At 54.9% G+C, this 19,471-nt stretch carries 16 protein-coding genes and 1 pseudogene; 4 read left to right on the top strand and 13 right to left on the bottom strand.

Annotated elements, in window-relative coordinates:
- Positions 1 to 280 precede the first annotated feature (280 nt).
- From asnB to nagB, 5 genes are all read right to left on the bottom strand, one after another.
- Positions 281 to 1,945, bottom strand: coding sequence for an asparagine synthase B (gene asnB / locus ABLU80_RS18000; RefSeq protein ID WP_348850277.1), 1,665 nt, complete (start codon positions 1,943 to 1,945; stop codon positions 281 to 283).
- A 279-nt stretch (positions 1,946 to 2,224) separates the two neighbouring features.
- Complete coding sequence (locus tag ABLU80_RS17995) at positions 2,225 to 2,977, bottom strand: HAD-IIA family hydrolase (protein WP_015367710.1); 753 nt, start codon at positions 2,975 to 2,977, stop codon at positions 2,225 to 2,227.
- Between the two features lie 45 nt (positions 2,978 to 3,022).
- Positions 3,023 to 4,243, bottom strand: a complete 1,221-nt coding sequence (locus tag ABLU80_RS17990) for an N-acetylglucosamine repressor (protein ID WP_015367709.1) — start codon at positions 4,241 to 4,243, stop codon at positions 3,023 to 3,025.
- Positions 4,244 to 4,251: 8 nt separating this feature from the next.
- A complete protein-coding gene (nagA, locus tag ABLU80_RS17985) occupies positions 4,252 to 5,400 on the bottom strand; it encodes an N-acetylglucosamine-6-phosphate deacetylase (protein WP_015367708.1) in 1,149 nt (382 codons plus the stop codon).
- Positions 5,401 to 5,502: 102 nt separating this feature from the next.
- Positions 5,503 to 6,303 carry a glucosamine-6-phosphate deaminase gene (gene nagB / locus ABLU80_RS17980; RefSeq protein WP_015367707.1) on the bottom strand — a complete coding sequence of 267 codons (801 nt, stop codon included), beginning with the start codon at positions 6,301 to 6,303 and terminating at the stop codon, positions 5,503 to 5,505.
- A 314-nt stretch (positions 6,304 to 6,617) separates the two neighbouring features.
- Here nagB and nagE point away from each other — a divergent pair, with 314 nt between their 5' ends.
- A complete protein-coding gene (gene nagE, locus ABLU80_RS17975) occupies positions 6,618 to 8,570 on the top strand; it encodes a PTS N-acetyl glucosamine transporter subunit IIABC (RefSeq protein WP_047080588.1) in 1,953 nt (650 codons plus the stop codon).
- Positions 8,571 to 8,747: 177 nt separating this feature from the next.
- Positions 8,748 to 10,415, top strand: coding sequence for a glutamine--tRNA ligase (gene glnS / locus ABLU80_RS17970; RefSeq protein ID WP_348850276.1), 1,668 nt, complete (start codon positions 8,748 to 8,750; stop codon positions 10,413 to 10,415).
- A 252-nt stretch (positions 10,416 to 10,667) separates the two neighbouring features.
- Here the strand turns inward: glnS and ABLU80_RS17965 are convergent.
- Positions 10,668 to 10,745 (bottom strand): annotated as a pseudogene (locus ABLU80_RS17965) (methionine synthase); the annotation flags it as partial.
- A 105-nt stretch (positions 10,746 to 10,850) separates the two neighbouring features.
- On the opposite strand from ABLU80_RS17965, the gene chiP reads away from it, so the two are divergent.
- Entirely contained in the window at positions 10,851 to 12,251 is a 1,401-nt protein-coding gene (chiP, locus tag ABLU80_RS17960) for a chitoporin (protein ID WP_015704749.1), read from the top strand.
- 47 nt (positions 12,252 to 12,298) lie between these two features.
- Positions 12,299 to 12,631, top strand: a complete 333-nt coding sequence (gene chiQ, locus ABLU80_RS17955; RefSeq protein WP_015367703.1) for a ChiQ/YbfN family lipoprotein — start codon at positions 12,299 to 12,301, stop codon at positions 12,629 to 12,631.
- Positions 12,632 to 12,683: 52 nt separating this feature from the next.
- Here the strand turns inward: chiQ and ABLU80_RS17950 are convergent, their stop codons facing one another.
- The 7 genes from ABLU80_RS17950 to ybfE all read right to left on the bottom strand — a co-directional run bounded on the left by ABLU80_RS17950 (position 12,684) and on the right by ybfE (position 19,418).
- Positions 12,684 to 13,979 (bottom strand): MFS transporter, encoded by a 1,296-nt coding sequence (locus ABLU80_RS17950; RefSeq protein ID WP_348850274.1) that lies wholly within the window; start codon positions 13,977 to 13,979, stop codon positions 12,684 to 12,686.
- A 54-nt stretch (positions 13,980 to 14,033) separates the two neighbouring features.
- The gene (tcuB, locus tag ABLU80_RS17945) at positions 14,034 to 15,173 is read right to left on the bottom strand and encodes a tricarballylate utilization 4Fe-4S protein TcuB (protein WP_015367701.1); all 1,140 of its coding nucleotides are present in this window, start codon (positions 15,171 to 15,173) and stop codon (positions 14,034 to 14,036) included.
- Positions 15,160 to 16,563 (bottom strand): FAD-dependent tricarballylate dehydrogenase TcuA, encoded by a 1,404-nt coding sequence (gene tcuA, locus ABLU80_RS17940; RefSeq protein ID WP_047080589.1) that lies wholly within the window; start codon positions 16,561 to 16,563, stop codon positions 15,160 to 15,162. The genes tcuB and tcuA overlap by 14 nt, the downstream gene beginning before the upstream one ends.
- 96 nt (positions 16,564 to 16,659) lie before the next feature.
- Complete coding sequence (gene tcuR / locus ABLU80_RS17935) at positions 16,660 to 17,586, bottom strand: tricarballylate utilization LysR family transcriptional regulator TcuR (protein WP_047080590.1); 927 nt, start codon at positions 17,584 to 17,586, stop codon at positions 16,660 to 16,662.
- A 113-nt stretch (positions 17,587 to 17,699) separates the two neighbouring features.
- On the bottom strand, positions 17,700 to 18,152 hold the full coding sequence (gene fur, locus ABLU80_RS17930; protein ID WP_015367698.1) for a ferric iron uptake transcriptional regulator: 453 nt from the start codon (positions 18,150 to 18,152) through the stop codon (positions 17,700 to 17,702).
- Positions 18,153 to 18,444: 292 nt separating this feature from the next.
- Positions 18,445 to 18,975 (bottom strand): flavodoxin FldA, encoded by a 531-nt coding sequence (fldA, locus tag ABLU80_RS17925; RefSeq protein WP_015367697.1) that lies wholly within the window; start codon positions 18,973 to 18,975, stop codon positions 18,445 to 18,447.
- Between the two features lie 149 nt (positions 18,976 to 19,124).
- A complete protein-coding gene (ybfE, locus tag ABLU80_RS17920; RefSeq protein ID WP_015367696.1) occupies positions 19,125 to 19,418 on the bottom strand; it encodes a LexA regulated protein in 294 nt (97 codons plus the stop codon).
- Between the last annotated feature and the right edge of the window lie 53 nt (positions 19,419 to 19,471).

The following is a 19,471-nucleotide window of genomic DNA, read 5'->3' as shown; positions in this document are numbered from 1 at the left end:
CCTGTGACCCCATCATTATGAGTGATGTGCTCTAACCAGCTGAGCTACGTAGCCATCTTTTTTTCGCGTTACCTTATCGGCGTTGCGGGGCGCATTATGCGTATTGGGCCTGCGAGCGTCAACCACTTTTTCAAGGAAAATCGTCGTAATGTGACTGTTTGGTTAGGTTGCGAACAGCATGCTGCAATAATCGGCAAGAATTGATTATTTATCGTTTTTATTTGCCAATTTTGGCATAAAAAAAACGGACCCCGTAGGGTCCGCTATGCGTGTTGATTGCTTATTTATAAGCTGACTGGTGGACGCCGACCGCGCGTCCTGATGGATCGTTCATGGTTTTGAACGCTTCATCCCACTCGATGGCTTTCGCTGAAGAGCAGGCAACGGACGGGCCGCCGGGTACGCATTCCGCCGCGCTGGGCAGCGGGAACAGCTCTTCGAAGATTTCGCGGTACAGATAACCTTCTTTAGAGGTCGGCGTGTTGTACGGGAAGCGGAAGCTTGCCGTCTCCAGCTGCTGGTCGCTAATCTGTTTTGCCGCCACTTCTTTCAGCGTATCAATCCAGCTATAGCCCACGCCGTCGGAGAACTGCTCTTTCTGGCGCCAGGCGACGCTGGCTGGCAGATAGGACTCAAAGCATTCGCGCAAAATATGTTTTTCCATTTTGCCCTTGCCGCACATTTTATCCTGCGGGTTGATGCGCATCGCCACATCGAGGAATTTCTTATCGAGGAACGGTACACGGGCCTCTACCCCCCAGGCGGACATCGCTTTGTTAGCGCGGGCGCAGTCAAACATGTGCAGCGCCTGCAGTTTACGCACCGTTTCTTCATGCAGTTCTTTAGCGTTCGGGGCTTTGTGGAAGTAGAGATACCCGCCGAATACTTCATCGGAACCTTCGCCAGAGAGCACCATTTTAATGCCCATGGCTTTAATTTTACGCGACATCAGGTACATCGGCGTCGAGGCGCGAATGGTGGTCACGTCATACGTTTCGATGTGATAGATAACGTCGCGGATCGCATCCAACCCTTCCTGCACCGTAAAGTGAATTTCGTGATGCACGGTGCCGAGGTGGTTTGCGACTTCCTGCGCCGCTTTCAGGTCAGGGGAGCCTTCGAGGCCGACCGCGAATGAATGCAGTTGCGGCCACCAGGCTTCGCTGCGCTCCTGATCTTCAACGCGGCGGGCGGCGTATTTTTTGGTAATGGCCGAAATCACCGACGAGTCCAGGCCGCCGGAGAGCAGCACGCCGTAAGGTACGTCGGACATCAGGTGGCTCTTCACCGACTCTTCCAGCGCCTGACGCAGTTCGTTTTTATCCGTGACGTTGTCTTTTACCGCGTCGTAGTCGAACCAGTCGCGCTGATAGTACTGGCGAATTTCGCCATCCTGGCTCCACAGGTAGCTACCCGCAGGGAACTCTTTAATCGTGCGGCAGACCGGCACCAGCGCTTTCATTTCAGAGGCGACGTAGAAGTTGCCGTGCTCGTCGTGGCCCATATACAGCGGAATAATACCGATATGGTCGCGGCCAATCAGATAAGCGTCTTTCTCGCTGTCATACAGCGCGAAGGCAAACATCCCCTGCAGTTCATCGAGGAACTCAGGCCCTTTTTCCTGGTACAGCGCGAGGATCACTTCACAGTCGGAACCGGTCTGGAACTGGTAGCGATCGCCATATTCGGCGCGCAGCGCCTGGTGGTTGTAGATTTCACCGTTGACCGCCAGCGCATGGGTTTTTTGTTGGTTATAGAGCGGCTGGGCGCCGGCGTTGACGTCGACGATCGACAGACGTTCGTGGGCGAGAATCGCTTTATCGCTGGCATAAACGCCGGACCAGTCCGGTCCGCGGTGGCGCATCAGGCGGGAAAGTTCCAGTGCCTTTTTACGCAGTTCGCCTGCGTCAGTTTTAATATCCAGTACGCCAAAAATAGAACACATAGCCTTCTCCGTTACCCTGTCGTGTAGTGATGTTATGCAGACCTCGTCTCTTGCAAGGTCTTAGTGCGTGTTAAAGAAAATGCCGTAAAGGAGAGTGGGGCGCAAGAGATTTACCGGCAGAAAAGTAAAAAGTGCAATGCTGATTGCCGGATGTTGAAAAATGAGTATGTTTATCTCGGCTTTATTGATGATTGTTTAGCGATAAGCCATTTTCATTAGATGAATCTATTTTTGGCGGCACCAAAAATAAAAAACCACGTCCAGGGACGTGGTTTCGGCTCAAAAAACGTCGATTTCGGCGACCGACGGATAAATCCACGACGGGCGGAACGGCATGCTGTCGATATCGTCCAGCGTGGAGACTCCGGAGAGCACCAGAATGGTCTCAAGGCCCGCCTGGAAGCCGGCGAGGATATCGGTACGCAGGTTATCGCCGACGATCACCGTTTGCTCGGAGTGGGCCTGCATTTTGTTAAGCGCGGAACGGATAATCCACGGGCTCGGCTTACCGACATAAAACGGTTTACGGCCGGAGATTTTTTCGATTCCCGCACAGAGTGCGCCGCAAGCAGGGTAGTAGCCACGGCCGTGAGTATCCGGGTTGGTGGCGATGAAACGCGCGCCGTTGGCGACAAAGAAAGCCGCTTTATGCATCATTTCCCAGTTAAAGGAGCGGGTCTCGCCAACGATGACGAAATCAGGGTTAACGTCGGTGATGGTGAAGCCGGCCTTATACAGTTCGTGGATGAGCGCGCCTTCGCCAACCACATAGGCTTTTTTACCTTCCTGGCGACGCAGGAAATCGGCGGTGGCCATGGCGGAGGTGTAGAACGCGGTATCCGGCACTTCGATACCGGCGGTGGCGAAGCGGTTGGCCAGGTCCTGCCCGGTTTGCGAAGGATAGTTGGTCAGCATCACCAGCGGCATGCCTTTTTCCAGGATGCGTTTGATAAATTCAGCGGCGCCGGGAACAGCCACGTTATCGTGCATCAGCACGCCGTCGATATCACAAATTACGTTTTGAATGGTCATGGACAGTCCAACATCATTAACGAAAGGCGAAACTATAAAGCTGGATTAACTTTCCAGCAAATGCTGTAGCAGGATGCCATTGAGCATCGCGCGTTTGACCAGCGCAAAGGCGCCGATGGCGGAGCGGTGATCGAGCGTCGAGCGTACCACCGGCAGATTGTGGCGAAACGCTTTCAACGCCTGGCCGTTGATACAGCTTTCGATGGCCGGCAGCAGCACCTTTTCCGCCTCGACGATTTCACCGGCAATCACCACTTTTTGTGGATTAAACAGGTTGATGGCGATGGCGATGGTTTTGCCCAGATGACGGCCAACGTATTCGACCACTTCACAGGCCAGCGCATCGCCTTTATTTGCCGCTTTGCAGATAGTTTTGATATTGCAGTCATCAAGCGTGATGCGGCTTTGATAGCCCTGCTCAAGCAGATGGCGGACGCGGTGCTCAATAGCGGCGTTCGCGGCGACGGTTTCCAGACAGCCGAAGTTGCCGCAGTGACAGCGTTCGCCTAATGGGTCAACCTGGATATGGCCAATTTCGCCGACGTTACCGTTACGGCCGATAAAAATGCGCCCGTTGGAAATAATGCCCGCGCCGGTACCGCGGTGTACGCGCACCAGAATAGAGTCCTCGCAATCCTGGCTTGCGCCAAAATAGTGCTCGGCCAACGCCAGGCTGCGGATATCGTGGCCGACAAAACAGGTGACGTTAAAGCGTTTTTCCAGCGCTTCGACCAGCCCCCAGTTCTCTACCTGAATGTGCGGCATATAGCGGATAACGCCGCTTTCCGGATCGACCAGCCCCGGCAGAATGACCGAAATGGCGATGAGCTCGCGGATTTTGCGCTGACAATTTTCAATAAAGGTGGCGATGATATTCAGCAGCGCGTGCTCAAGCGTTTCCTGGGTACGCTCCGGCAGCGGGAAGTGCTCTTCTTCCAGCGTCTTACTGCTTAAATCATAGAGGGTCAGGGTGGCGTCATAGCGGCCAAGCCGCACGCCGATAGCGTTGAAATTGCGGGTTTCCGCGATGATAGAGATGGCGCGGCGCCCCCCGGTGGAGGCCTGCTGATCGACTTCTTTGATCAGGCCGCGCTCAATAAGCTGACGCGTAATTTTGGTTACGCTGGCAGGGGCAAGCTGACTTTGTTCCGCTATCTGAATGCGCGAGATGGGACCATGTTGGTCAATCAGCCGATAGACGGCCGCGCTGTTCAGCTGTTTTACCAGATCGACGTTACCAATTTGAGCTTGTCCGCCTGCTGTCATACTTTTACTTACTCAGTGACGACCTCGTTACCATTAACGATGGTCTTGATGATTTTATAATCGCGGCTGAAAGCGGTCAGGTTAGCGACCATACCCGGCGCAATGCTGCCGAGCTGCTTGTCCACGCCAATCGCGCGCGCTGGGTAGAGCGTCGCCATACGCAGCACTTCGTCCAGCGCTACGCCGCAATGTTCAACGAGGTTACGTACCCCTTCGATCATGGTCAGCGAAGAACCGCTGAGAGTGCCGTTTTCATCCACGCACAGACCATTACGGTAGTATATTGTTTTACCAGCAAAAATGAACTGGTCAATATTAGCCCCTGCCGGCGCGGTGGCGTCAGTCACCAGGCACAGTTTATCGCCTTTCAGGCGTTTAGCGTTACGCACGTTGGCATAATCGACGTGCATGCCGTCAACGATGATACCGCAGTAGACATCCGGCTCGTCGAAAATGGCGCCGGCCAGACCTGGTTCACGGCCGGTAATGTACGGCATGGCATTATAAAGGTGTGTCGCAAAAGTGATACCGGCGCGGAAACCGATTTTCGCTTCTTTCAGCGTAGCGTTAGAGTGACCTGCCGAAACCACGATGCCGGCGGCGACCAGTTTACGGATCACTTCCGGCTCGACGCGCTCAGGGGCCAGCGTCACTTTGGTGATAACGTCGGCGTTGTCGCACAGGAAGTCGACCAGCGCGGCGTCCGGTTTACGCACGTAGTCCGGGTTATGGGTGCCTTTCTTGACGATATTCAGCCACGGCCCTTCCAGATGCAGACCCAGCGCCTGGTTGGGGTGTTTTTGCAGGTATTCGCGCATGACGCGGATGCCTTGCTTCATCAGATCATCGCTGGAAGTAATCAGCGTCGGCAGGAAGTTGGTGCAGCCGGAACGCTCATTCGCTTTCTGCATAATTTCCAGCGTTTCGACGGTGACCGCATCCGGACTATCGTTGAATTGCACGCCGCCGCAGCCGTTCAGCTGGACGTCGATGAAACCGGGGGCAATAATCGCGCCGTTGACCGAGCGTTGCTCAATTTCAGACGGCAAATCAGCCAGCGGACAGAGACGTTCGATACGGCCATTGGCGATAACGACCGCATGGTCATCGAGAATTTCATGACCGGTGTAAACCCGGCCCTGGGTTAATGCATACATTACGACCCCCGGTATATACGCCCCACCAGCTCAACTCGCATTGTTCTGGCGTTGCATACAAAGAAAAAGATGGTCCCACGCCAGGGCGCGGGACGGACTACATTACAGACCTTTAATATTTTCAGCTTCTAATTCGTTGAAATATTTCAGGGTCTTCACTTTCAGTTCCATCGTGGACGGCTCGTCGCAGACCACAACCGCTTTCGGATGCAGCTGCAGACAGGTGATGGTCCACATGTGGTTGACGTTACCTTCGACCGCCGCCTGCAGCGCCAGCGCTTTCTGATGGCCCAGTACCAGAATCATCACTTCTTCTGCATCCAGCAGGGTACCCACGCCCACGGTCAGCGCATATTTCGGCACCAGATCCACATCGCCGTCGAAGAAGCGGGAGTTGGCCACGCGGGTGTCATGGGTCAGGGTTTTAATACGGGTACGGGACGCCAGAGAAGAGGCCGGTTCGTTAAACGCGATATGACCATCGTTACCTACGCCGCCCATAAACAGGTGGATTTTACCGTAGGAGCGGATTTTTTCTTCATAACGACGGCATTCTGCATCGATATCTGGCGCATTACCATTCAGCAGGTTGATATTTTCAGCTGGAATATCAACATGGTCAAAGAAATTGCGGTGCATGAAGCTATGATAGCTTTCCGGATGCTCTTTCGGCAGGCCGACATACTCATCCATGTTGAAGGTAACAACGTGCTTGAAGCTAACCTGGCCTGCTTTATGCATTTCAACCAGCGCTTTGTAAGCGGTAAGAGGCGTACCACCGGTAGGCAGACCCAGTACGAACGGACGGTCCGCGGTCGGTTTGAACGCGTTAATGCGGTTAACGATATGACGGGCAGCCCATTTACCTACTTGTTCAGCTGTTACCAGGGGGATCAGTCTCATTCTTCACCTCTATAGTTAAATTAGAACCTGGCGGATTGGCGCCAGCATACTATGAAGAGTATTGCAGCAACTGCGCCGACCGGGGTCAATCCGTGTTGATTTTTTGAATGATAAAATAAGTTTTCGATGTTAGCCAGTCAAAGGGAGGGGTGAATACGATATTTGGTGATTATAGTCACAAAAAATACCCGTTTAATTTGCGATACGAATTAATTTTTCACACACTTTGCCGGTAAGTGATAAATCCGACCTTGTTACACAATAAAAAAGTGGCTTTGAAATGAGCCTCATCGGGGTCTCATAGGGGGAATAAGATGAATATTTTAGGTTTCTTTCAGCGGCTGGGTAGGGCATTACAGCTCCCTATCGCAGTGCTGCCGGTCGCGGCATTGCTGCTGCGATTCGGGCAACCGGATCTGCTGAACGTACCCTTCATCGCGCAAGCGGGTGGGGCAATCTTTGACAACTTAGCGTTGATCTTCGCCATCGGCGTGGCATCAAGCTGGTCCAAAGATAACGCGGGTTCTGCGGCGCTGGCCGGCGCGGTAGGTTATTTCGTGATGACCAAAGCGATGGTTACCATCAACCCGGAAATTAACATGGGTGTGCTGGCGGGTATCATTACCGGTCTGGTCGCGGGTGCTGTTTATAACCGCTGGGCCGGCATTAAACTGCCAGACTTCCTGAGCTTCTTCGGCGGCAAACGCTTCGTACCGATCGCTACCGGCTTCTTCTGTCTGGTGCTGGCTGCCATCTTCGGCTATGTCTGGCCGCCGGTGCAGCACGCTATTCATGCGGGCGGTGAATGGATCGTGTCTGCGGGCGCGCTGGGTTCCGGTATCTTCGGTTTCATTAACCGTCTGCTGATCCCAACCGGTCTGCATCAGGTGCTGAACACCATCGCCTGGTTCCAGATTGGCGAGTTCACCAACGCCGCGGGTGCGGTCTTCCACGGCGACATCAACCGCTTCTATGCCGGTGACGGCACCGCGGGGATGTTCATGTCCGGCTTCTTCCCGATCATGATGTTCGGTCTGCCGGGCGCTGCGCTGGCAATGTACATGGCTGCGCCGAAAGATCGTCGTCCGATGGTCGGCGGTATGCTGCTGTCCGTGGCCATCACCGCGTTCCTGACCGGTGTGACCGAGCCGCTGGAATTCCTGTTCATGTTCCTGGCGCCATTGCTGTACCTCCTGCACGCTATCCTGACCGGTATCAGCCTGTTCATCGCAACGGCGCTGGGTATCCACGCGGGCTTCTCCTTCTCCGCGGGCGCTATCGACTACGTGTTGATGTATAGCCTGCCGGCAGCCAGCAAAAACGTCTGGATGCTGCTGGTGATGGGCGTGGTGTTCTTCTTCGTTTACTTCCTGTTGTTCAGCGCGGTTATCCGCATGTTCAACCTGAAAACGCCGGGTCGTGAAGATAAAACCGACGACGTCGTGACTGAAGAAGCTAACAGCAACACCGAAGAAGGTCTGACTCAGCTGGCGACCAACTACATCGCAGCCGTAGGCGGTACCGATAACCTGAAAGCCATTGATGCTTGTATCACCCGTCTGCGTCTGACCGTCGGCGACTCGGCGAAAGTCAACGATGCCGCCTGTAAACGTCTCGGCGCCTCCGGGGTGGTGAAACTGAACAAACAGACCATCCAGGTCATTGTTGGCGCGAAAGCGGAATCCGTTGGCGACGCCATGAAGAAAGTGGTTGCCCGTGGTCCGGTTGCTGCTGCGGCTGCTTCGACTGACAGCGCGCCAGCCGCCGCGCCTGCGGCCAAACCGCAGGCGGTCGCGAACGCCAAAACCGTCGAAGCGCTGGTTTCCCCGATCACCGGTGAAGTGGTGGCGCTTGAGCAGGTGCCGGATGAAGCCTTCGCCAGCAAAGCCGTTGGTGACGGTATCGCGGTGAAACCGACCGATAACATCGTTGTCGCGCCGGCGGCCGGTACGGTGGTGAAAATCTTCAACACCAACCACGCATTCTGCCTGGAAACCGATAACGGCGCGGAAATCGTCGTCCATATGGGCATTGATACCGTCGCGCTGGAAGGCAAAGGCTTTAAACGTCTGGTTGAAGAGGGCGCACAGGTGAAAGCCGGCGAGCCGATCCTGGAAATGGATCTGGCGTTCCTTAACGCCAACGCCCGCTCGATGATCAGTCCGGTCGTCTGCAGCAACAGCGATGATTACAGCGCGCTGGTGATTCAGGCAACGGGTAACGTTGTTGCCGGCCAAACGCCGTTGTTCGAGATTAAAGGCAAGTAAGGCTCCTGAGTAGAGTTTTGCCTCAGCGGCGCAGCGAAACCTGCGCCGCTTTTTTTTGCAGCAAATACCCCCATATCCAACAACAGATACGTATTTTGCGTAACTAATAGTTGTCTCTGCGCCCTGCTTGTAAGATCATGTGCCGTTATACGTTGTTTACGCTTTGAGGAACCCGTGATGAGTGAGGCAGAAGCCCGCCCGACTAACTTTATCCGTCAGATCATCGATGAAGATCTGGCTACCGGTAAGCACACCACCGTTCATACCCGCTTCCCGCCGGAACCGAACGGTTACCTGCACATTGGCCATGCAAAATCCATTTGCCTGAACTTCGGCATCGCTCAGGATTATCAAGGTCAATGTAATCTGCGTTTCGATGACACCAACCCGGTGAAAGAAGATATCGAATACGTGGAGTCGATTAAAAACGACGTGCAGTGGTTAGGTTTCCACTGGTCCGGCGATGTCTGCTACTCCTCTGATTACTTCGATCAGCTGCATCAGTATGCGGTTGAACTGATCAACAAAGGTTTGGCCTACGTTGACGAACTGTCCGCCGACGAGATCCGCGAATACCGCGGTACCCTGAAAGAAGCGGGTAAAAACAGCCCGTACCGCGATCGCAGCGTGGAAGAGAACCTCGCGCTGTTCGAAAAAATGCGTACCGGCGGTTTTGAAGAGGGTAAGGCTTGCCTGCGCGCGAAGATCGACATGGCGTCGCCATTCATCGTGATGCGTGACCCGGTGCTGTATCGCATTAAATTTGCCGAACACCATCAGACCGGCAACAAATGGTGCATCTACCCGATGTACGACTTCACCCACTGCATCAGCGATGCGCTGGAAGGTATCACCCACTCGCTGTGTACCCTGGAGTTCCAGGACAACCGTCGTCTGTACGACTGGGTGCTCGACAACATCAGTATTCCGGTGCATCCGCGTCAGTATGAATTCTCGCGCCTGAATCTCGAATACACCGTGATGTCCAAGCGTAAGCTGAATCAGCTGGTGACCGAAAAGCATGTGGAAGGCTGGGATGACCCGCGTATGCCGACTATTTCCGGTCTGCGCCGTCGCGGCTATACCGCTGAATCCATCCGCGAGTTCTGCAAACGCATCGGCGTGACCAAGCAGGACAACACCATTGAGATGGCGTCGCTGGAGTCGTGCATTCGTGAAGATCTGAATGAAAACGCGCCGCGCGCGATGGCGGTGATCGATCCGGTTAAACTGGTTATCGAAAACTATCCGCAGGGCGCAAGCGAAATGGTGGCGATGCCGAACCATCCGAACAAGCCGGAGATGGGCAGCCGCGAAGTACCATTCAGCGCTGAGATCTGGATCGATCGCGCGGACTTCCGCGAAGAAGCTAACAAACAGTACAAGCGTCTGGTGCTGGGTAAAGAGGTGCGTCTGCGCAACGCCTACGTGATTAAAGCGGAACGCGTTGAGAAAGATGCAGAGGGTAACATCACTACCATCTTCTGTACTTACGATGCCGACACCCTGAGTAAAGACCCGGCCGATGGCCGCAAGGTCAAAGGCGTTATCCACTGGGTGAGCGCGGCGCACGCGCTGCCGGTTGAAATTCGCCTCTATGACCGTCTGTTTAGCGTGCCGAACCCGGGCGCGGCGGATGACTTCCTGGCGGTAATGAACCCGGAATCGCTGGTCATCAAGCAAGGTTTCGCCGAGCCGAGCCTGTCAAAAGCGCAGGCGGGTAAAGCATACCAGTTCGAGCGCGAAGGTTACTTCTGCCTCGACAGCCGCTACGCCACCGAGGGCCATCTGGTCTTCAACCGCACCGTTGGCCTGCGTGACACCTGGGCTAAAATCGGCGAGTAATGCTCACCGTATTCATGAAACGCCGCACATTGCGGCGTTTTTTTTATTTCAGAATCAGTGAATTAAAAATCGATATTTTTTCGATGCGAATTAATCTTATTAAAACACCGTAATAATTCCCCATCTCTTCCTGCCGGTGTATTTACATTTAACCGTTTCAGCTTCCGGCAACTATCAATTTTTTTTCGATATAACCATGACTTATCGTTAAAAAAGCTGAGAAGTAAGTCTGTAACAAAAAGACATAAATTATGTGCGCTTTGTCATAATCTTAAGCTTTGCTCTGCGAAAGAGATTGATAATTCGCGTCACGAAAAATAGTCTATCCATAGTGGTTTCGCGGACTTTTAACCGCACCGCTTTTAGTACTTTTTTATTTTTTTAGCGAGCTGCCTTTGGCAATCGCAATTTTAAAACGTCAAAGAGGATATGCACATGCGTACGTTTAGTGGCAAACGTAGTACGCTGGCGCTGGCTATTGCCGCCGTCACCGCGATGTCGGGTTGGGTTGTGGCTCCACAGGCCAGCGCAGCAGGCTTTATCGATGATTCTACTTTAACTGGCGGTATCTATTACTGGCAGCGCGAGCGCGACCGTAAAAACGTAGAAACCGACAAGTATGAAACCAACCTTTCCCATTCTACCTGGAACGCCAACCTGGATTTCCAGTCCGGCTATGCCGCCGATATGTTCGGGATTGATATTGCCGCCTTCACCGCGATAGAAATGGCGGAAAACGGCGACAGCGGCCACCCGAACGAAATTGCCTTCTCCTCCAGTAACCGTGCCTACAGTGAAGATTATTCCGGCGATAAGAGCGGGATTAGCCTGTATAAAGCAGCGGCTAAATTTAAATTCGGCCCGGCGTGGGCGCGCGCGGGTTATATCCAGCCGACCGGGCAAACGCTGCTGGCGCCGCACTGGAGCTTTATGCCGGGTACCTATCAGGGGGCGGAAGCCGGAGCCAACTTCGACTATGGCGATAACGGCGCGCTGAGTTTCTCCTACATGTGGACCAACGAATATAAAGCGCCGTGGCATATCGAGATGGATGATTTCTACCAGAACGATAAGAAAACCAAGGTCGACTATCTGCACTCTCTTGGCGCGAAATACGATTTTAAAAACGATCTGGTGCTTGAAGCCGCTTTTGGCCAGGCTGAAGGTTATATCGATCAATACTTTGCGAAGGCCAGCTACAAATTTGATATCGCCGGTTCGCCGTTAAGCGCCAGCTATCAGTTCTATGGTACCCGCGATAAAGTCAGCAACGGCGGCGTCAACGACATCTACGACGGCACCGCGTGGCTGCAGGCGATCACCTTTGGCTATAAAGCGGCCGATGTGCTGGATCTGCGTCTGGAAGGGACCTGGGTTAAAGCCGATGGCCAGCAGGGCTACTTCCTGCAGCGTATGACGCCAACCTATGCCTCCTCTAATGGTCGTCTTGATATCTGGTGGGATAACCGCTCCGACTTTAACGCCAACGGCGAGAAAGCGGTGTTCTTCGGGGCGATGTATGACATGAAGAACTGGGATATGCCGGGCTGGGCGTTTGGCGCTTCCTATGTTTACGCCTGGGATGCGAAGCCTGGCAGAATGGCATCCCCGGATGCTTACTACGATCCTAACTATCGTCTGAAAGAGTCCGCCTACAGTCTGGATGCTATCTACACCCTGCAGGAAGGCCGGGCGAAAGGAACGATGTTCAAACTGCACTTCACGCAATACGACAACCACTCCGACATCCCAAGCTGGAGCGGTGGTTACGGCAACATCTTCCAGGATGAGCGTGACGTGAAGTTTATGGTTATCGCGCCGTTCACCATTTTCTGATGCCTGCGCGGCGGGCGTGAGCCTGCCGCCCCTCTGGGAGAATAACTATGAAAAAGTTGCTGCTCATCGCTATCATGGCATCAGGTCTGGTTGCCTGCGCGCCATCGCCAGCGCCGAAAGAAGATTCCAAATTGAAAGATGCCTATAGCGCCTGTATCAACACGGCAGAAGGTAATCCGGACAAGATTGAAGCCTGTCAGAGCGTACTCAACGTCCTGAAGGAAGAGAAACCGCATCAGCAGTTTGCGACGCAGGAGAGCGTCAGAGTGCTGGATTATCAGGCCTGTATTCAGGCGACGCGCACCGGTAATGACCAGGCGGTAAAAGCGCGCTGCGATAAAATCTGGCAGGAGATTCGCAGTAATAACACCACTAAGTAAAGCAGACAGTTAAGCGTAAACGGGCGGAGCGCACACTCCGCCCGTCGCTATTTTAACGCGGTATTTCCGCTGGCTGATAGCCGCGGCTCAGACGCATGAACAGCATGGCGGTGGCGGCGAATCCGCATAGGGCCGCGCACATCAGCCACCAGCCTGGCGCGCTCTTATCACCGGTGATTTCGACCAGTGCGGTAGAGATAGCCGGCGTCAGCCCACCGAAGATAGCGGTGGCGAGGCTAAACGCCAGCGAAAAGCCCACGGTGCGAACGTAGACCGGCATCACTTCCGTTAGCGCCGCCACCATTGCGCCGTTATACATACCAAAGAAGAACGAGAACCACAGCAGCACCAGCGTCATGCGGGTGAAATCCGGCGCGGCGGTGAGCCATTGCATCACCGGCCAGGTGGTCAGCAGCGCCAGGACGGTAATTCCCATCAGTACCGGACGGCGGCCTATTTTGTCTGACAGCGCCCCGCCAATCGGCAACCAGATAAAGTTAGAGATACCGACCAGCATCGTGACCAGCAAGCTGTCGCGTGCGCTCAGATGCAGTACCGCTCTGCCATAAGTTGGGGTATAGACGGTAATAAAATAAAAGGTGGTGGTGGTCATCGCCACCAGTAAGGTGCCCGCGCTGATGATGCGCCAGTTTTTAACAATAGTGGTCAGTATCTCTTTGGTATCGGGACGATGCTTACGCTGCAGAAACGCTTCGGTCTCCTGCAGCGAACGCCGGAGCACGAAAATCAGCGGGATAATCAGGCAGCCGATAAAGAAGGGAATGCGCCAGCCCCATTCTGCAATCTCGTCGTGACCCAGCGTCTCGTTCAGCGCGTAGCCAATCAGCGCCGCCATGAGGATGGCGACCTGTTGGCTGGCGGACTGCCAACTGGTATAGAACCCCTTTTTCCCCGGTTTGGCGATTTCCGACAGGTAGACCGACACACCGCCGAGCTCGACCCCGGCCGAGAATCCTTGCAACAAACGGCCAATTAAGACCAGCACCGGCGCCAGCACGCCGATGGTTTGGTAGCCCGGCACCAGCGCAATCAGTAACGTGCCGCAGCCCATAATCGCCAGGGTGACCATCAGCCCTTTGCGGCGACCGATCCTGTCGATATAAGCTCCTAATACCACCGCGCCGATGGGGCGCATCAGGAAACCGGAACCAAATACGGCAAAGGTGAGCATCAACGCCGCGAACTCACTCTCTGCCGGAAAGAAGGTTCTGGCGATATAGGTGGCATAGAAACCAAACAGAAAGAAGTCGAATTGCTCGAGAAAATTACCGCTGGTTACGCGGAGAATTGCGCCGAAGGTACCGGCGCGCGAGGTTGGTTGGGTCATAGGGTGTGCTCTCCATTGTCTTTATCTTGTTTTTATAGAGGTAAGAGGGGCGGGTTAGTCACCTGCGACTGCCGCCTGTTTTCCGCGGCGTTTCTCAATCGCCCACTTGAGTAGCGCCGCACAGCGATAAAATCCGTGGGCAAATTTTCCGTAAGGCAGCGTTAAAAACAGCGCCATCACCACCCCGAGATGGATAGCGAGCAGAATGCCCATCCACGAGGTGTCCCGGCCCACCAGTAGCGCGAGCCCGGTAAAACTGGTCAGCAGCAACAGTAGGATAAAAGCGCGATCCATTGGTTTTTGCCGTGCGTCGCCGTGCAGCGGCGAGCGGCGCAGGTTCAGCCATAGCAAACCCGCCGGGCCCACCAGTAGCCCGATGCCGCCAAGTGTGCCAAGCAGCACCGGTACGCTGAAGAACGGATAGGGCGCTTCCCAGCCGGCGAAATAGTGATAGCCCGTAGCCACCAGCGTGGCGGCGAAACAGAGCATAAAGCCGTAAAAGGTGAAGTGGTGAAAACGGCGGCGCATCAGCGTGAAGGCATCATCGGCCTCGTTACAGCCTTTACCGTGGCCACCGTCGAGATATTTCAACGTCAGCGCATCATGCGAGGCCCTGGCGATATCACCAGCTTGCGGTTGGCCAGGCGAGATCTCGCGCCAGAAACGAATCACCCCGCTCATCAATAAACCAATGGCCACAATGAAAACCGAACCGAACATCCACGCCAGCAGGTTATGCGGGAAAATCTGGTAGAAATCACCGGCCAGCGGCGGGTGCAGCAGCGAACCTTTAAGCCCCATCGCCAGCAGCAGAAACAGAACAAGACCCGCGACCAGCGCCAGCACCGTGGCGATCCCCGCACGGCGATATAAACTGCCGAAAGCGGCGGGCCGGGCGTAATGTTGATAGGTTTCCAGCCGCACTTCCGCCATTGCTTTGGGAACATTAATCGCAAACTCGTGCGGCGGGGCATACTGACAGGCGTGCAGACAGGCGCCGCAGTTGTGGCACAGGTTCGCCAGATAGTTAATATCCGCCTTGCCGAATGCCAGACGCTGGGTCATGGCAGGGAATACGGCGCAAAACCCTTCGCAATAGCGACAGGCGTTACAGACCTGCATCACCCGTTCGACTTCCGCCTCCGGCTCGGTGATGATTTGCGCCTCGATGATCAGCTTTTCAAGCGACTTCATGATGTTTCTCCTGCTGCGCCGCCAGGGCGGCTTGCTGACCGGCAATGCGGCCGAATGTGGTCCCGATCGACATGCCTACGCCGGCGGTATAGCCTTTGCCCAGTACGTTGCCAGCCATCATTTCGCCGGCGACAAACAGGTTGCGGCTCGGCTTACCGGCAAAGTGAACGGCGGCGTGTTGATTGACGTACAGCCCGAGGTAGGTGAAGGTGATCCCTGGACGCAGGGCATAACCATAATAAGGCGGCGTATCGATAGGCCGCGCCCAGTGGGTTTTTGGCGGCGTCAGGCCGGAGGTAGCGCAATTATCAAGACGGGTATGGTCGAACTGGCCTGGCGTACAGGCGGCATTGTAGCTGGCGATGGTCTGCGACAAACGTTCGCCATCCAGCCCCAATTGGCGGGCCAGTTCCGCGATGGTATTGGCCTGGGCGCCCGGAAAAACGGGCGGCATAAACTGTCCAACGGCTTTACTGTCGATGATCGAATAGCCGATTTGCCCCGGCTGGTGGGCGACCAGACGGCCCCAGATGGCGTAACGTTTGGGCCAGAAATCCTCCCCTTCATCATAAAAGCGCTCGGCATCGCGGTTCACCACCACCCCCAGCGACACGCAGTCGACGCGGGTACAGATGCCGCCGTCATAGAGCGGCGCCCGGGCGTCAATGGCGACGCAGTGCGACTGTGAAGGATCGCCGATGATATCGGCTCCTGCGTCGATCATAAATTTGAGCAGCACTCCCTGGTTAAAACGGGTGCCGCGGATGAGAAAGTTGTCGGCAGGCCACTCGCCGCGCTCATTTTGCCCCCAGGCTTCGCGCAGCCACTCGCGGTTAGATTCAAAACCGCCGGCGGCGAGCACGCAGGTTTTCGCGGCGATCCGCTCGGTGCCCGCCAGCGCGGCGACGAATTCGCCATCACGTAATTCAAGCGCCTGCACCGGCGTGTTATAGCGGATCTGCACGCCCATCTGCTCGGCGCTGCGGTAATAGGCATTGACCAGGGCTTTACCGCCGCCCATAAAAAAGGCGTTGGTGCGGGCGACATGCAGGGCGCCGGATAAGGGCGGTTGAAAGTTAACGCCATGACGGCGCATCCAGTCCCGACATTGCGACGAAGTGCGGATCACCAGGCGAGCCAGCGCTTCGTTGGTGTTGCCCCCGGTGACGCGCAGCAGATCCTGCCAGTATTCTTCTTCCGGGTAGCTGTCGACTAAGACATCCTGCGGCGCATCGTGCATACAACGCAGGTTACGCGTGTGCTGAGAGTTACCGCCCCGCCATTCCCGCGGCGCGGCTTCCAGCAGCAGTACGGATGCGCCTGCTTCCCGGGCGGTTAAGGCGGCGCATAACGCGGCGTTGCCGCCGCCAATCACCAGTACATCCACCATTATCGGCTCCATTACGCTTTGACTAATTGTTAAATTTGTAATGGAAATGTAAGGCGCAGGGGCGACAGGCGCTATGGCGTAAAGCTAAAGAGGGGTTTAGGAAGTGTAAAGACTGGCGCCCGGCCAGCAGCCAGTTTCCACAAGCTGACGCATGACTTTGGTCAGTATCACGCGCGCGGCAAGGCCTGCCGGGGTGAGTTCGTCATCTGAGAGACTGACCAGAAAATTAGGTCGGCTTAGTACCGGATTGTCGACGCCGATCACTCTTAGCGCCTTGCTGTCGAGATGAGAAATCGCCGCGCCCGGCTGCAGCGTGGCGCCGAGCCCGTCACGGACGGCGCGCATCAGCAGGGCCAGGCCATCGATTTCAGCCACCACGTCAACGTTGATGGCGTGCTCCTGGCAAATAGCGTCCAGCCTGCCGCGCAGGCCATGTCCCTGGCTTGGCATAATCAGCGGGATGGCGGCAAGCTGGTCCGGAGAGATGCTATCGCCGGGCAGCGGCGCCAGCACGTCATGGGCGCCAATCAGGAACAGACGTTCCTCAAGAATGGGTCGGGCGCTCCAGCGCAGGATCTTCTCTTTCTGGAAAACGATGGCTAAATCGAGCTGGCGGGTGTTGATCATCCGTTCCAGATTGCCGGAGAGGCTTTCCACCAGGTGCAGGCGGACGTCGGCGTAGCTTTCGCGCATGGCGTTGATAAAAGGTACGCCCAGCACAGAAGCGGTACTCGGCGCCATACCGACGCTGACGTGACCGGAAAGGCGTGCTTCACGCGCGGCGAGAATGGCATCGTCAGCATGGCGCAGCGCCAGTTGCGCCTGCGAGTAAAAGGCGAGGCCGGCGCTGGTGGGCATTACGCCGCGCGAAGTCCGTTGCAGCAGGCGGATAGCGAGTTCATTTTCCAGACGCGCCATTTGCTGGCTGAGCGCAGAGACGCCAATATTCAGATCGAGCGCGGCGCGGCCCATACTGCCGGTTTCCACGATGCGGACAAAATAGCGTAGCTGGCGCAGCTCCATAGTAACTCTCCGTACAAGGCGTTAGGCTCTGACAGAATACGCATTCAGGCGGATTTCACCCATAAAAAAAGCCAACCTGAAGGCTGGCTTTTCATTACATACGAGACGGGAAATTATTTATTCACCGCATCGTGGGCATGTTCATCTTCGCGGCAGTCGCCTTCCGCACAGTGGCCGTAGAGGTACAGGCTGTGGTTGGTTAAGCGGATGCCGTGTTGCGCAGCAATTTCACGTTGGCGGGATTCGATAGAATCATCGCTGAACTCGATCACTTTGCCGCAATCGAGGCAAATCAGGTGATCGTGGTGGTGTTGCTGAGTCAGCTCGAATACGGATTTACCGCCTTCGAAGTTGTGGCGAGTCACGATGCCTGCATCGTCGAACTGGTTCAGCACGCGGTAAACGGTAGCCAGACCAATCTCTTCACCCATATCGATCAGGCGTTTGTATAAATCTTCCGCACTGACGTGATGGTTATCCGGTTCCTGCAACACTTCCAGAATTTTCAGTCGGGGAAGTGTGACTTTCAGGCCAGCCTTCTTTAATGCGATATTGTTGTCAGTCATGCGGAATCTGTCCTGTTGCTAAAGATCGGCTTCCTTTAAAGGGAAGCAATACAGAGAATCACCCGATGTAATGCGTCTCATTATAGAGCTGCTACTCTGAAATGAAAACTGCAACCATCGCGCCTTGTAAGCTGTCAAAAACGAATTACCAGCTACAAACTGTGTCACGTGACCTCGTGGAATCAGAGGACATTGTACAGATATGTGATGAAAAGTTAAAAACTTGTAGCTATTAGTTTGATTGCTTTTATCTATTAATTCAGCGCAGCTTAATAGCTGCGCTGTTTGATTCTTAGGCGTTTTTGATTTCTTCCAGATGCAGCTCTTCGGAAATCTGCTTCACCCACTTCTCAACGCGCTCGTTGGTCAGCTCCGGTTGACGGTCTTCATCAATCGCCAGACCGACGAAGTGATCGTCGTCCGCCAGGCCTTTAGACGCTTCGAAGTGGTAGCCCGCGGTCGGCCAGTGGCCAACGATGGTTGCGCCGCGCGGTTCAATAATGTCACGAATGGTGCCCAGCGCATCGCAGAAGTATTCTGCGTAATCTTCCTGGTCGCCGCAGCCAAAGACGGCTACCAGCTTACCGTTGAAGTCGATCTCTTCCAGCGTCGGGAAGAAGTCGTCCCAGTCGCACTGCGCTTCGCCGTAGTACCAGGTTGGGATGCCGAGCAGCAGAATATCGTGGCTTTCCAGATCTTCTTTGCTGCTCTTGGCAATGTCGTGAACTTCAGCAACGTCTTTACCGAGCTGCTTTTGGATCATTTTTGCAATATTTTCGGTGTTGCCGGTGTCGCTGCCAAAAAAGATGCCGATGATTGCCATGAGTAAAATAACCTCTTGAAACTTAATGATGTGGTAGTGGCATTATGCCTACAGTTAACGGCAATCATAGCAGAACAGGGAAGGGCGCGGAAACAGCAATAACGTCCTGGTGCACACTCTGCTACATGAAAGCGATTTTTTTGCGTTTTTCAGACTTCGCCCTGGTTACGCAGGCAGGCCAGTTGGTGCATCAGCATCTCTTCGATAAGATCGCTGCGGCTCATGTTGCGGGCTTCCGCCAGCTCATTAAGCGCGTCGACCGCATCGGCGTTGAGCTTCAACTCAACGCGCTTCAAGCCGCGAACCTTATCGCGTTTGAGCTGATTGCGTTTGTTGATGCGCAGTTGTTCATCGCGCGAAAGCGGATTGGTTTTCGGTCTACCCGGGCGACGCTCATTTGCGAACAAATCTAATGTCGTTCGGTCCGTTTGTTCTTTTGCCATGATTCAGAGTGACTTCGGGGAAACAAGCTGCCGGGCTATAGCCGGCGCAGATA

The organism is Klebsiella sp. CN_Kp104 (assembly GCF_040064515.1).
GTDB lineage: Bacteria > Pseudomonadota > Gammaproteobacteria > Enterobacterales > Enterobacteriaceae > Klebsiella > Klebsiella aerogenes.
This window is presented reverse-complemented; position numbering and strand designations above follow the sequence as displayed.